Raw genomic sequence first — 14,052 nt, 5'->3', positions numbered from 1 at the left:
TAATTGTTAATTATTAATTCTTAATTTGGAAACATTCAGCATCTTTCCATGCGGGGAATTTTTGTCTGAATTCTCTCAGGACAGAGAGGTCGAGAGTTGCAGTGGCGGTTCCTTCTTCATGGTCGGGTACGCTGGCAAGCAAATCGCCCTTTGGTGAATAAATGACGCTGCCGCCATTATATAGCATTTGATTTCCATCCGTACCGATACGGTTGACACCGCAAACATAACTGATATTTTCGAGTGCACGGGCTTGTAACAGAATGTCCCATACCCGGCGGCGGGGAACAGGCCAGTTGGCAACGTATATCAGAAGGTCATATTCATTATTTACGTTCCGGCTCCATACCGGGAAGCGAAGGTCGTAGCAGACTAACAGCAGTATATTCCACCCCCGGTAGGAGATAACAGACCGCTGGCTACCCGCTGTAAAATGCTCCGTTTCCTGGCCCATACGAAAGAGATGTCGTTTATCGTAGTAATAAGCTTCCCCTTCGGGAGTCAGGAAAAAAGCACGGTTATAATAAGACTTATCAGGACTGGGAACAGCATTTTTATTTGCATCTGCTTTTTCATCACAAGCTATATAACTGCCTGCAATGGCGAATTGGAATTCTGCCGCCCATTGACGCAGGAGGGTAATGGTTTCACCCGATACCGGCTCAGCCAGTCTTCGGCTATCCATACTGAAACCGGTAGAGAAGGTTTCGGGCAAGACAACAATCTCCGCTACTCCACGAAGCTTTATCAGCTTTTCCCGGAGCAAGCGGAGATTTTCTTGTTTATCTTCCCAAACGATGTCTGTCTGTAATAGAGTTACACGCATAATACTTAGTTAAGAAAATGATTATCGGTTTTATACGTTCAATTGTCAGTCAGAAGCGTATCCGGTTCGTGTCTGCTCCGTGTCTGCTCCGTATCATCTCCGTATCAACTCCGTATCTAAGAGTACGGAGATACTACGGAGATGATACGGACCGGATACGGAGATACTACGGAGCAGACACGGAGTTGATACGGAGAAACTACAAGGAAGATACGGAATTAAGAACTTTAAATGTTTCCTAAAGCAAAGTTCTTCGGGTTCTTCCCTTTGAAATCCTTATAATAGAGCTTTACCTCGCGCATATCCTTTTCGATATCTCCCGATGGCATAATCGCCTTTGTCGCAGAAATCGTTTTAGTGGTATAATCCATACCTATCAATACGATAGGCACTTGCGCTTTCAATGCAATAAAATAAAATCCTTTTTTCCAATTAGGATTTGCTTTACGGGTTCCTTCCGGTGTAATGGCGAGTTGGAATTTCTTGCTTTTGGCGAATCTTTCCGTCATCTGGTCTACCAATGATGTTTTGCGTCCCCGATCTACCGGTATGCCACCTACGGCTTTGAAAATTAATCCCAGCGGAAAGAAGAACCATTCTTTTTTCATCATGAAGCATGTTTTTCGTCCGATAGCTCCGTAAAATAGTTTGCCGATAAATAAATCCCAATTAGATGTATGAGGTGCTGCAGTTATCACGCATTTATCATAATCCGGCACCGTCACGTTTGTCTTCCATCCCAAAATGCGATAGTAGATAAAGCTGTATATTGCTTTTTTCATTCCCGGTGCTTACTTCAGGTTGCCGATAGCGTCAATAATTGCGTCTACTTCTTTATTAAAGTCTTCGCGGAATTTCTTGTAGAAACCTTTTACATTTCCAGGTTCGGTATGGCTGATTCGGCTGATAAATTCATCTTGCACACTCAGGATTCTGCCCATCAGCTCGTCGGCTTTAGTTTTATCGGTTCCGGGTACGTATAAACTGTTTACCAAACACTCCATGAACAGTTCACCTGCGATATAATTGACGTTTTTCTTGAGTTCTCTTCTACTTGCCATAATCTTTACGTTTTAAGTGAATAAATTGAAATATTTCCGGTAAAGATAAGTACTTTCCACGGTATAAACCAACATTTCATATTTTTTTTGATGTGCGCTTCCTTTCATAATTCAGAAAAAAACACGAAATTTGCGACGCTTTTGAACGAAACTTTACTAACACCTTTAAATAATTAGATAAAATGACAAAAAGTGCATTGCAAATTGCAAGGGCTGCTTATCAGCCCAAACTTCCGAAAGCGCTGAAGGGTGCCGTTAAGGCGGTAGCTGGAGCAGCTACTCAATCTGTAGCCGATCAGGAAGCTATCCAAAAATTGTTCCCTAACACGTACGGAATGCCTTTGATCAAGTTTGAGGCTACTGACGAAGTGGTTAACTTCCCAGCTATGAACGTGGGCGTTATCCTTTCCGGTGGTCAGGCTCCCGGTGGTCACAATGTGATTTCCGGTATCTTCGACGGTATCAAGAGTTTGAATAAAGACAGTAAGTTATATGGTTTCATTCTTGGCCCCGGTGGTTTGGTTGACCATAACTATATGGAACTGACTTCAGATATCATTGACGAATACCGTAACACGGGTGGTTTTGATATCATCGGTTCAGGCCGTACTAAATTGGAGAAAGAAGATCAGTTTGAAAAAGGTCTGGAAATCCTGAAGCAACTTGATATCAAAGCATTGGTTATCATCGGTGGTGACGACTCTAACACAAATGCCTGCGTACTGGCTGAGTACTATGCAGCTAAGAAGTGCGGCGTACAGGTAATTGGTTGTCCGAAGACTATCGACGGTGACTTGAAGAACGAAATGATTGAAACTTCTTTCGGTTTCGACACTGCTTGCAAGGTTTACTCTGAAGTTATCGGTAACATTCAACGTGACTGTAACTCAGCTCGTAAATACTGGCACTTCATCAAGTTGATGGGACGTTCTGCTTCTCACATTGCATTGGAATGTGCTTTGCAGGTGCAACCTAACGTTTGTATCGTATCAGAAGAAGTTGAAGCTAATGATATGTCTCTGGACGATGTAGTAACTTACATTGCTCAGATAGTAGCTAACCGCGCTGCTCAAGGCAACAACTTCGGTACGGTTTTGATCCCTGAAGGTTTGATCGAGTTTATTCCGGCTATGAAACGTCTGATCGCTGAGTTGAACGACTTCCTTGCTGAAAATGCTGAAGAATTCTCTCAGATTAAGAAGTCTCACCAACGTGATTATATCATCCGCAAACTGTCTCCGGAAAATGCGGCTATCTATGCCAGTCTGCCTGAGGGTGTTGCACGTCAGCTGACGCTGGACCGCGACCCGCACGGAAACGTACAGGTATCTTTGATCGAAACAGAAAAACTGTTGTCGGAAATGGTAGCTACTAAGCTTGCTGCATGGAAAGAAGAAGGTAAATTCGTAGGTAAGTTCGCTTCCCAACACCACTTCTTCGGTTATGAAGGCCGTTGCGCTGCTCCGTCTAACTACGATGCTGACTATTGCTATTCACTGGGTTATACAGCTGCTTCTCTGATTGCTAACGGCAAGACAGGCTATATGTCTTCTGTACGCAACACTACGGCTCCTGCTGACCAATGGATTGCAGGTGGTGTGCCCATCACGATGATGATGAACATGGAACGCCGTCACGGTGAAATGAAACCGGTAATCCAGAAAGCTCTGGTGAAACTGGATGGTGCTCCGTTCAAGGCATTTGCTGCTCAGCGCGACCAGTGGGCTATCACTACAGATTATGTATATCCGGGACCGATCCAGTACTTCGGACCTACGGAAGTTTGTGACCAGCCGACGAAGACTTTGCAGTTAGAGCAAGCTAAATAAATCGGTAAGCTGACGAAGAGTTAATAAAAAGAACGCAAATTATGCGAATTACACAAATTTGAATAATCTATTTGCGTAATTTGTGTAATTTGCGTTCTGTTTTGAATATTACATGGCAACTAAAAGAAAATCTGCTGCACGTCGCGGTAAAAAGAAAAGCGAAGCGCGTATCATGCCTGCATGGTTACGTACAATACTTGCTGTTTGTATCATTGCCGTATTCTCAGCCGGGTTTTATTGGTTTTTCATTCGTCCGTATGCCTATCGTTGGAAACCTTGTTATGGCCAGAAAGGATATGGGGTATGTATGCCTTGCGACTATGAAGTGCATGGCATTGATATCTCCCATTATCAAGGCAGTATTGACTGGGTGCAACTGACAACCAACAAAACAACCAAATTTCCTATCCATTTTGTCTTTATGAAAGCTACCGAAGGTGGTGATCATGCTGACGATACTTTCCCGTTCAATTTTGATCAGGCGCATCGTTACGGTTTTATTCGCGGAGCTTACCATTTCTTCTCTCCTAAAACAGATCCGCTAAAACAAGCCGATTTCTTTATTCGTACGGTCCAGCTTATTCCCGGAGATCTGCCACCTGTGCTTGATGTCGAAACTATTGGTAAAAGTACGCCCCATGACTTAAGGATTGCTGTCAAAACCTGGCTCGACCGTATAGAATCACATTATGGTGTGAAACCGATTCTTTATACATCTTATAAATTCAAGAACCGCTATCTTAGTGATTCGGTATTCAATACTTACCCCTACTGGATTGCCCACTATTACGTAGACTCCGTCAAATATGAAGGTCCATGGCACTTCTGGCAACATACTGATGTGGGCAATGTTCCCGGTATCAGGGAAGAGGTCGATTTGAATGTATTTAACGGATCTTTGGAACAATTGCGGGCGCTTACTCTACAGAAATAGTTTCGCATAATAAGCTGTTACTTTTAATATGTATTTCAAATCAGTTATGGTTTGCATATACTTTTTGTAATAAGAGTGCTCCGAGTATCGGTCTGTAATGTCCTCTTTCGTAGTAGTTATGAATATCGTTCGTATATTCATTGATACCACTGAAATCGAATACGTTTTCATAGCCAAAAATGTCTTTCAATATTTCCACATCTGTCGGATTTATGCTGATCTGGTTATAGTCGGGACTGATGATGATTTTAACCGAGGTGTTATGTTTCCGGCAGATTTGATCTATTTCCTTTAATAATCCGGTCTGTGTTTCCCATAAGAATCGCTCACCTTCCCGGTATTCACCATTTCTATAATTACAGTCTCTGGCTTTCACAAACTCTTTTTTGTGGTTTTCCCAATATGCTTCTCCTTCATCCCGGATCATCCTCTCTCTGGGATTGATTGCATCATTTGTTACTGCATCTCTGATTGCGCCATAAGGGTTTATCACTCCTTGCATATAGGGACGATGTTGATGAAATATTTTATAATCGAGATAAGGAAACAGGAAATTAGGGAAGAAGAAGGCCTGACAGAATTTCTCTTGGAAACTAAAGTTGCTGATTCCTGAGATAGCCGGAGGCAACACATGGTTATGGTTGCTTGAAAGCTGGTCTTTACCCAATGACTCTTTATCCAGAATGAGGAGCAGATTCTTTATTTCTGCACCATTTCTTTCCAAAGCCTGCAACTTCTTACTGATGGCGGCTATGCTTTCTGCATTTCCGAACAGGCGTACCGCCCTGCCACCATCCAGGTATTTTTCCCATTCATGACATTGATAGGCCATGGTGCAGGAATTTCCCATGATAAAAGAATCAAATGCAATGGAATCCCGGTTGTTCATATACATTTGCCAACCGATATAGCCTTCATTTAACATGACGGGAGAGTTATCATAACGGTTATAATGCCTTAAAACCATAAAAGGATCATTGAGGAAATACACCACTAGCAAGACTATAAATGGCATCAGGAGTATAGATAGTTTCATCGTGAAGCGCATAGCTGCACTTCGCTCACTGTTTTTCTTCATTCTGCTATCTTTGTTTTTAGATTAAAATTGCAAATAAATAAAACTGTCGGAATTGAACTGTCCCAGGGTAAAGAACATAATGGCCAGCAGATAATAAATGCCCCATCTGACAAGCATGGGTTGTTTTTCCAACGCTTCTAAAAGATCTCGTTTCGACATAAAATATTCGTAAACTAAAATCAGTACAAGAGCACTACCGGCCACAATACAATTATGATCCGGAATTCCGATGCTTACTTCTTTCCAGCTGGCATGGGTGCTGAACGAGATGTTTCTGATGTAATAGAGCGCATCACTCACCGACTCTAAACGGAAGAAAATCAAGGAAACTGCGAAAAGCAGATAAGTGCGGAGGATGGACAGGGTTGCAAACAGGGGATTGCCTATCCAATTCTTTACCTTGTTACGGATTGTGGCAGTCTTCATTTCATAGAAAATAATAAGCCCCTGGATGAGCCCATAGATAATATAGTTCCATCCTGCACCATGCCAGGCACCTAATCCTGCAAATGTCAGGCTCAGACTCAGGAATACGCCCCACTGTCCCCAACGGCGCATACCCGAAGATAGGGGCAGATATAAGTAATCCCTAACCCAAAAAGAAAGAGACATGTGCCATCTTCTCCAGAATTCGGCAGTGGTTTGTGCTATGAATGGGCGGTTGAAGTTAGGGTTGAGTTTGAATCCCAACATACAGGCACCTCCAAGTGCAATATCCGTATAACCGGAAAAGTCACCATACAATTCTACCGGATATAAAAGGCATGCCATGAGTAATTGTATACCGGATGCCGTATGTATAGAGTTGAAAATACCATCTATATAAGGAGAAATATAATCGGCAAGTATCAACTTCTTTATCAGCCCCACTACAATCAGCTTCATTCCGTAGACAATGGATGGATATGCTACCGGTTTACCCGATTTCAATTGTGGAAGCATATCTCTCGCCCGCTCTATAGGTCCTGACAGGAATTTCATGAAAAAGAGCATGTATATCATGAAGTCAGCGAGGTTCTCTTCCGACTCTTCTTCTTTCCAATAGATTTCCGTCAGGTACGAAAGGGCCTGAAAGGTATAAAAGGAGATGCCTAAGGGGAATAGCCAGTGTACGCCTGGCAGGAGGTTGGCATATCGGAATGCCAACCAGCCTGTAATTAGAAAACACAAGCCCGAAATATAGATTCTTTTCGCATCCTTCTCATGTTTTGATTGTCCCACCCATTTACCGAGAAAAAAAGTAGCCAGTGAAATGAGAAGGGCTATGATCAGGAAAGCTATGTGGTAATAGCCTATGAAAACACAGCTTGACAACAAGAGTATAGCTTTTCTATATTTAGGTGGAAGTGTGTAGTACAAAAGAAAGGTACATACAAACAGTGTGACAAAATTCAAAGATATGAATGACATGTCTTATTTGGTTTTGGTGAGAATGGCATTGCAAATATCTCCTACATTCTTGAATCGGACAATGTCTCTGAAGGTGAAGTGAACATTGAAATCTTTCTCTATTTTGCTTATCAGTAACATATTGGTCAGTGAATTCCAACCTTCCACATCCTGGGCGGTGGTTTCACTGGTAAGAACAATGTTGTCTCTCTTCAATATCTCCTGAAAAATCAGGCTCAGTTCATTTAAAATCATTTGCGTATTCATGTTAGTTTAGTTTTATATTAGTTCCAGTATTCTTTTTCTATCGGTTTTGCTGCTGGTGTTCAGTGGGAAATGTTCCATACAATGTATGTGCTGGGGAATCATGTAGAAAGGCAGCCGGCTGTTCATATGTTCTTCTATCTGGTGTTTGTCGAGATGGACTTTTTCAACTACCAGATGTAATTCGCACTGATTGTTTTCTCCATATTTGGGGATGACGACAGCTTTACATTCATTGTTGAAATACTTCTTCACCACGTGTTCTATTTCGCTTAGTTCGATGCGGAATCCCTGAAGTTTAATCTGCGAATCTTTGCGACCGCAATATATGATATCACCGTCAGCATCTATCTGGCAGAGATCACCGGTTTTGTAATAAGTCTTTCCATCTTTCCCTTCGATGAGGCATTCTTTGGTCTTTTCAGGAGCGTTCCAATAGCCGTTCATCACTTGTCTGCCACTGATCCAGAGTTCTCCGGTTTCGCCTGTGGCGACGGGGCTACCGTTATTATCCATAATTAGAGCATCTACTCCTTCGAATGGTTTTCCTATAGCAATCATACCGTTATGATGTTTGCATGAGGTGGTCGGTATCCGGTAAGCTGTGCAATAAATTGTTCCTTCTGTGGGACCATACAGGTTCACAAAAGAGGCATTGGGCGCACAGGCTCTGAAGGCAGATAGTAATTCAACATCCGATGCTTCGGCGGTAACTATCAGGTATTTGAGTTCAGGAAGTTGTATCTCAGAGAAATAGGGTAATAATAACTGGAGTAGGGAGGGGGCTACGGCAGCAAATGTGAGGTTATATTTTTCCAGGGTTTCAATGACGTTGATATACTTTACGCCTTCCGGAGAGACTGTATATATGCATGCACCTATTGTCAGGGGAAATAAGAAAGAAACGATAGAAACGTCAAAGGTTAGTTCGAACATTTGCAGCATCCGGTCATTCTCGTCCAACTGCCAGTCCAGATGGCTGTATGCGTTATAGAAAGCGTTTAGGTTGTTACGGGAGATGGGGACTCCTTTCGGCTCTCCCGTACTGCCGGAGGTGAAAATGATATAAGCATTTTCATTCTTTTCCGGATGTATGTCAGAAGAAGATGGAACTACTTCCTGTAACTCCGAAGTGCATATAAAATCTACGTGTTCGGTATCCAGGTTCAATACACGGATGTCCTTTGTATATAGAATTAAATGAATATCGGCGAGTTCCGCAATCTTTCTATTCCTGTGTCTGGGATAGGCCGGGTGTAGAATGACATACGTTTTCCCGCTGATTAATACTGCCAGTATGGAGGCATAAGTCTCCAATTTATCTTCGGCTATAATGCCGATGATTTTATCTTCCCTGCTATTAATCAAAGCGGATATTCTATATACAATTTCAGACAGCTGACGATAGGTATAGGTGATGTTGTTAATAACAAATGCCTGATGCTCTGTGTACTTCTCAAAAGCCTTTATGATCTCATCGATCATATCTTTTTGATTCTTTTCCATCCTGTTCGTGGTTTTATAGTTTATAGTAAATGTCTAATTCGTTTTCTGTGTAGTAAAGACAGTAGGAATTGATATTCTCCCTATTGAGAAGGACTTAATGTGTGTTAAAATAAAAATGTATGCTGAGGGATGCTTTAAAATAAGTTTGTGTTTATGAAATATGAAATTTTAAAAAAGGCCTGTCATATAGACAGGCCTTCATCAGTTCCTTTTATAGTGCAGTATGAAAACATATAGTAATCAAGTGCACTTTACTTATTGCAAAGATACAATAAAATCTTGAAACTGCAATATCTTGAATCCATTTTTAGATTTTAAATATTATTCTCTCTGAACCCGGAGTTGTTGTATATGACATCCTTAACGGCTTGATAGTCAGTTTTATAGAAAGATGATTTTAGTTCTATAACCATATCATTGACACGATTAGAGGATACCCTATTAAGAATATATTTAAATACTTGATAAGCACCAAACAACATGGTTTTTCTGGTCGAAAGATCTCCAGCAGGTCCACTACTTATTGCTTCCGGCAAATTCATATCAAATAGGACTTTGCCATGTGCACAACTATTTCTTAAGCGCCTGATAGTGTTGATATAATTAGAAAATTGATTCGGAGATTCTACTCCATATACCTTAGAAATTTCATGTTTTAAACCTCCATCGACCAGATTGTCATACAATGATATAACCACGCCAAAAGTTAAGTTCTCGATAAGTTTCCATGCTGGGGCGTATTTTCGTTTGTGTTCTTTCAAATCTTGCTTAATAACGGCTTCCTTGCTGACATCAGCAATAGCATTTATAAAAAGATTGTCATCTATAAATGTAGATTTAACATATTTATGATTGATGTACCAATACGGATCTTCTTTATATTTGTTGGAGGCTGTATATATTAGAGTCGTTCTGAAATTCACCTCTATGCGACTTATATATCTTAATATAAGATTTCTCAAATCAAAGTCAAAGTAGTACAATCTGATTGCATAGTCAAACTTTGTGTCTTCTTTAAAGTTGTGATCTCTTTTGTTTTTTCTTGGATATGTCTTTTCAAATGGGAACCAATAAAAGCCAAGTCGAAAGTAACCGATGTCCATTAAATTTTCTCTTGCTTTTACTTCGTCTTCTATATTCATACCTCTGTCTTTCAAGAGTTTGATCTGTTCATCTATTGTTGTTGCTACTTCTGCCATTTTTTATTTAGTATTCATAATTGATGGTTGACATCTATCTCTAAAGTAAACAAATGACAATCATGCACTCTTGACGCAAAGGTACGGCTTTTATCAAATATACTACAGCAATGAATGGATTATTTGAGAATTCGTTTTATTGTAAAGACTATAGTGCTGATTGATAGATAAATGGCTGGAGATTATTTTACTATGGAAAGAAAGTTGAAAAGAAATTTTGAGAAATGATAAATATATATAATATGTTGATATACAGTGATGTATGGTAAGAATGTAAGGGTGTCCCAAAAACGTTCGTTTAATGTGCGCAAAGATAATGGGTATTTTTCGAATGTACAAGGTGTTTAATAAAAATATTTCTAATAAAAAATATTTTAGATATCATATTGCTGATAATCAATCTTTTATACTAAAGGAAAATAGATTTAATATCTTCTCATTTTTATAATTCTTGGTATTTATTTTTTGCGCTTAAGATTGCGCACATTAAACGAACGATTAAAAGACACTTCGTCTTCTTTTACCTCTTCGTTAATAGCCTTTTTACATAACTGTTTCACTGCTTTTTGATCGAGATGACGGAACGCTTTGGAATAAGATGAATGCTAAATAAGTTGTTGAAAACAACTGCATTACATAAAATGATCGGTAAGTATTTCACTACACCGGTGTCCCCAAAGAATATTCTGACGTGAACATCACCCCTCGCCTCCACTGGTTTGCAGTACGTGTCACATACGGCCGTGAACTGGCTCTGAAAGCTTTTCTGGATGAAGAGAAGATAGAGAATTTTATTCCGATGCGTCGCGATTATGTCGTGAAAGATGGCCGTCGCATTTGTAAGTTTGTTCCTGCCGTGCATAACCTTGTTTTCATTCGCTCTACTCGTAAGCGTATCGATACATTGAAGGATAGAGCCGGTATGAATATCCCTATACGTTACATTATGAATCGCGAAAATCATCTTCCTGTTATCGTTCCGGAAGATCAGATGCGTAGTTTCATTCTTGTTGCTGGTACCTACGAGGAATCGGTTATTTATGTAGAGCCTGCTGAATTGCAACTGGTAAGAGGTCAGAAAGTGCGCGTAAAAGGGGGAGTTTTCGAGGGTGCAGTGGGGGAATTTGTCCGTATCCGTCGCGACCGTCGTGTGGTTGTCAATATTGAAGGTGTCATGGCTGTTGCAACGACTTTTATTCACTCTTCGCTTGTAGAACCGATAACTGACTGATTTCAGTGTCATAAATCATAAATTCTAAATCATAATTAAATATATGAGTGATCAAGTTTCATCCTTATTTTCCCTGGCTCACAGTCTTCTCACTCTAGGTCAGGATGGCAGTCCGATTTATGTTGATAGTTTCACCCGTCTGAATCGTGATGTTTATGAATCAGCTCTAAACTCGTATGGAAAACATGGTTCAACTCCTGAAGCTGAAGCTGAGTTGTGTTTAGGGCTTTTGGTGGCCTTCAATGCCACAATGTATGATAATGGGCATAAACAGGAATATATTCAGAAAGTTCTGGAGCGTAGTATTAACGTTCTTCCACTGATTCCTGCTTCGTTATTGAAAGTTCGCCTACTGACTTATTGCTATGGTGAAATTTATGAAGAGGAATTAAATAAGGAAGCTCATGCCATTATCGAAAGTTGGGGCACTTTTCGACTGACGGAAGAGCAAGTAGAGATTATTGAAGAGTTGAAAAATATCGAAGAAAATCCTTATCCGTGGGAAGAGGCTGAGGCGTGATTCAATTTGGTATAAGTATTCATAGTCATAACGGTGTGGTTAGGTCAGTTTGGCTTGAATTTCATATCTAAAGGTCTTTTGACGAAAGAAGAAGGCCATCTGCATTCCCGTTTATTACAAAATCGCGTAACGGGTGACTATAATGATTTCTTTGATTTTGCAAGTGAAGATATACTTCCCCTGTTAGAACCAATAAGTCAATTGTTGGTCACGCTTGATAGATTGATAAATCAATTGTAATTATTCCCTTTTTATTATTGGCGCTGCATCATTTTATTGCAGTGTGAATATATATGCTGGCTTACCAGAAGAGTGAGTTGGTCAGAATTTTATATTTTCATTAAGTATTTCCATTCATATGATTGATATTTCGGATAAAGCAATGTGTTGCGGTTGCAATGCCTGTGGCGACGTGTGTGCTCATGATGCAATTACTTTCAAAACGGATATTGAAGGTTTTTGGTATCCGGAGGTAGACAAGAGTAAGTGTAACAATTGTGGATTGTGTGAGAAGGTTTGTCCAATTATCAATATTGATAAACTGAAAAAGAATGATTTTGAAGTGCCAAAGTGTTATGCAGCTATACACAAGAATCTTGAAGTGCGTTTTGATTCTACTTCCGGTGGACTTTTCTCAGCTCTTGCGGAAAAAATGTATCGTGACAGAGGTTATGTGGGTGGAGCAATATATGATGAAAATTTCAATGTGAAGCAATTCATCTCCAATGATAAAAAAGACTTGCTTGCTTTGCGTAGTTCAAAATATACTCAAAGTAGTTGTGTCGGATTTTTTAAGCAGGTGAAAGAAATCTTGAAATCTGGTGAAAAAGTCCTTGTCTGCGGCTGTCCTTGCCAAATGGCGGCTCTTAGGACCTTTTTACGCAAGCCGTATGAGAATCTTATTATTGCGGATTTTGTGTGTAGAGGTATTAATTCTCCAATGATTGGAACTAAGTTCCGCGAAAGTCTTGAACGTAAAGAAGGTTCAAAGGTTATTTGGCAAAAAGCCAAAAATAAAGAGCTTGGGTGGCATCTAATGGCTGCCAAATATATCTTTGCTAATGGTAAAAGTCTCTTCATTCCATCTCCCCTCAACGGAATGACACGCGGCTATCTGCAAACTAATGCATTTTGTCGTCCATCTTGCTACAGCTGCAAGTTTAAGGGTATGCCTCGTATCGCTGATATCACTCTTGCTGATTGTTGGGGTATCGAAAAGTTTGATCCATCAATGGATGATAATGTAGGTACTTCGTTAGTTCTAGTCAATTCAGAAAAGGGTGCAGCATTATTTGAAGATATTCGGCAAAAAATCAAGTGTATTGAATTTCCATTCGAGGAGGCCGTTCTTGGTAATCCCAGCATTATGAAATCTTTGTCTCCAAGCAAAGTTGACAGGGAACAATTTTTCAAAGATGCGCAATATATGAATTTTGAAGATCTGGAAGCAAAATATTTTCCGGTACCTAATAACTCTTCGGTAAGAATTAAACTAAAGAATATTGTTTGTTGTATCCGAAGATTGATACAGTTGTCTTTTGGAAGTCCATATCATTTTTTGAAATTAGTTAAATTGAATTTTCTGCCACCTTCATCTATTCATTCTAATATACAAAGAGGGGGGTATATTGCCCTTTCACGTTATACCGTTTGGGATATCCATCCTAAAGCGAACATTATATTGAACGCTCGTTTTCATATGGGAAGCCGAAGAGTACATGGTTCAAAGCTTGAAAGCCGCTTGCTTGTAGAAGAAGGTGCTACACTTCAGGTAGACAGCAATTTTAGTGCAGGCTATGGTTGCGATATTGAAGTATTCAAAGGCGCCTCGCTTATTATACACAATGATTTTGGAAACTTCAAGGGAGGGGGACCCAATATGGGCTTAACTTTGATTTGCGGAGATCACATTGAAATCGGTGAAGATTGCCGTATTGGGCGGAATGTGACTATTAGAGACAATAATGGTGGACATCATGTGTCTCTTCAAGGCTATAAAACATCGAAGCCGGTCATTATTGGCAAGCATGTATGGTTATGTGAAGGTTGTACCATCATGCAGGGGGTTAAGATAGGAGATGGAGCCATAATTAGTGCCCATACAGTAGTCACGACCAATGTCCCTCCTTATTCTCTTGTTGCGGGAAATCCCGCCCGTGTGGTGCAAACTGATGTACATTGGAAATACTAAAGTCACGCTATTATATATTATAAT

At 40.2% G+C, this 14,052-nt stretch carries 13 protein-coding genes; 5 read left to right on the top strand and 8 right to left on the bottom strand.

Annotated features, from left to right (window positions below):
• Positions 1–13 precede the first annotated feature (13 nt).
• The 3 genes from K6V21_RS23415 to K6V21_RS23405 all read right to left on the bottom strand — a co-directional run bounded on the left by K6V21_RS23415 (position 14) and on the right by K6V21_RS23405 (position 1,887).
• Positions 14–826, bottom strand: a complete 813-nt coding sequence (locus K6V21_RS23415; RefSeq protein ID WP_224320046.1) for an amidohydrolase — start codon at positions 824–826, stop codon at positions 14–16.
• Positions 827–1,053: 227 nt separating this feature from the next.
• Positions 1,054–1,608, bottom strand: a complete 555-nt coding sequence (locus K6V21_RS23410; protein ID WP_195653575.1) for a 1-acyl-sn-glycerol-3-phosphate acyltransferase — start codon at positions 1,606–1,608, stop codon at positions 1,054–1,056.
• A 9-nt stretch (positions 1,609–1,617) separates the two neighbouring features.
• Complete coding sequence (locus K6V21_RS23405; protein WP_007214429.1) at positions 1,618–1,887, bottom strand: hypothetical protein; 270 nt, start codon at positions 1,885–1,887, stop codon at positions 1,618–1,620.
• A gap of 182 nt (positions 1,888–2,069) precedes the next feature.
• Here K6V21_RS23405 and K6V21_RS23400 point away from each other — a divergent pair, with 182 nt between their 5' ends.
• Both K6V21_RS23400 and K6V21_RS23395 read left to right on the top strand, forming a co-directional pair.
• Positions 2,070–3,716: a diphosphate--fructose-6-phosphate 1-phosphotransferase gene (locus tag K6V21_RS23400; protein ID WP_044264258.1), complete on the top strand. Its 1,647-nt coding sequence runs from the start codon at positions 2,070–2,072 to the stop codon at positions 3,714–3,716.
• Positions 3,717–3,828: 112 nt separating this feature from the next.
• A complete protein-coding gene (locus tag K6V21_RS23395; protein ID WP_007217682.1) occupies positions 3,829–4,650 on the top strand; it encodes a glycoside hydrolase family 25 protein in 822 nt (273 codons plus the stop codon).
• 40 nt (positions 4,651–4,690) lie between these two features.
• On the opposite strand, the gene K6V21_RS23390 is transcribed toward K6V21_RS23395, so the two are convergent.
• From K6V21_RS23390 to K6V21_RS23370, 5 genes are all read right to left on the bottom strand, one after another.
• Positions 4,691–5,728 carry a histidine kinase gene (locus tag K6V21_RS23390; RefSeq protein WP_224320045.1) on the bottom strand — a complete coding sequence of 346 codons (1,038 nt, stop codon included), beginning with the start codon at positions 5,726–5,728 and terminating at the stop codon, positions 4,691–4,693.
• 21 nt (positions 5,729–5,749) lie between these two features.
• Positions 5,750–7,138 (bottom strand): MBOAT family O-acyltransferase, encoded by a 1,389-nt coding sequence (locus K6V21_RS23385; RefSeq protein ID WP_224320044.1) that lies wholly within the window; start codon positions 7,136–7,138, stop codon positions 5,750–5,752.
• A gap of 3 nt (positions 7,139–7,141) precedes the next feature.
• Positions 7,142–7,384 (bottom strand): acyl carrier protein, encoded by a 243-nt coding sequence (locus K6V21_RS23380; protein ID WP_217714344.1) that lies wholly within the window; start codon positions 7,382–7,384, stop codon positions 7,142–7,144.
• A 12-nt stretch (positions 7,385–7,396) separates the two neighbouring features.
• Positions 7,397–8,887, bottom strand: coding sequence for an amino acid adenylation domain-containing protein (locus tag K6V21_RS23375; RefSeq protein ID WP_224320043.1), 1,491 nt, complete (start codon positions 8,885–8,887; stop codon positions 7,397–7,399).
• 314 nt (positions 8,888–9,201) lie between these two features.
• Complete coding sequence (locus K6V21_RS23370; protein ID WP_224320042.1) at positions 9,202–10,086, bottom strand: Abi family protein; 885 nt, start codon at positions 10,084–10,086, stop codon at positions 9,202–9,204.
• A gap of 691 nt (positions 10,087–10,777) precedes the next feature.
• On the opposite strand from K6V21_RS23370, the gene K6V21_RS23365 reads away from it, so the two are divergent.
• The 3 genes from K6V21_RS23365 (at position 10,778) to K6V21_RS23355 (ending at position 14,028) form a co-directional block, all read left to right on the top strand.
• Entirely contained in the window at positions 10,778–11,317 is a 540-nt protein-coding gene (locus tag K6V21_RS23365) for a UpxY family transcription antiterminator (protein ID WP_025831502.1), read from the top strand.
• Positions 11,318–11,360: 43 nt separating this feature from the next.
• A complete protein-coding gene (locus K6V21_RS23360; RefSeq protein ID WP_224320041.1) occupies positions 11,361–11,837 on the top strand; it encodes a UpxZ family transcription anti-terminator antagonist in 477 nt (158 codons plus the stop codon).
• A gap of 358 nt (positions 11,838–12,195) precedes the next feature.
• A complete protein-coding gene (locus tag K6V21_RS23355) occupies positions 12,196–14,028 on the top strand; it encodes a Coenzyme F420 hydrogenase/dehydrogenase, beta subunit C-terminal domain (protein ID WP_224320040.1) in 1,833 nt (610 codons plus the stop codon).
• The last annotated feature ends 24 nt before the right edge of the window (positions 14,029–14,052 follow it).

The organism is Bacteroides cellulosilyticus (assembly GCF_020091405.1).
GTDB lineage: Bacteria > Bacteroidota > Bacteroidia > Bacteroidales > Bacteroidaceae > Bacteroides.
The sequence above is the reverse complement of the archived record's forward strand: the minus strand, read 5'-3'. Positions and strand labels throughout refer to the sequence as shown.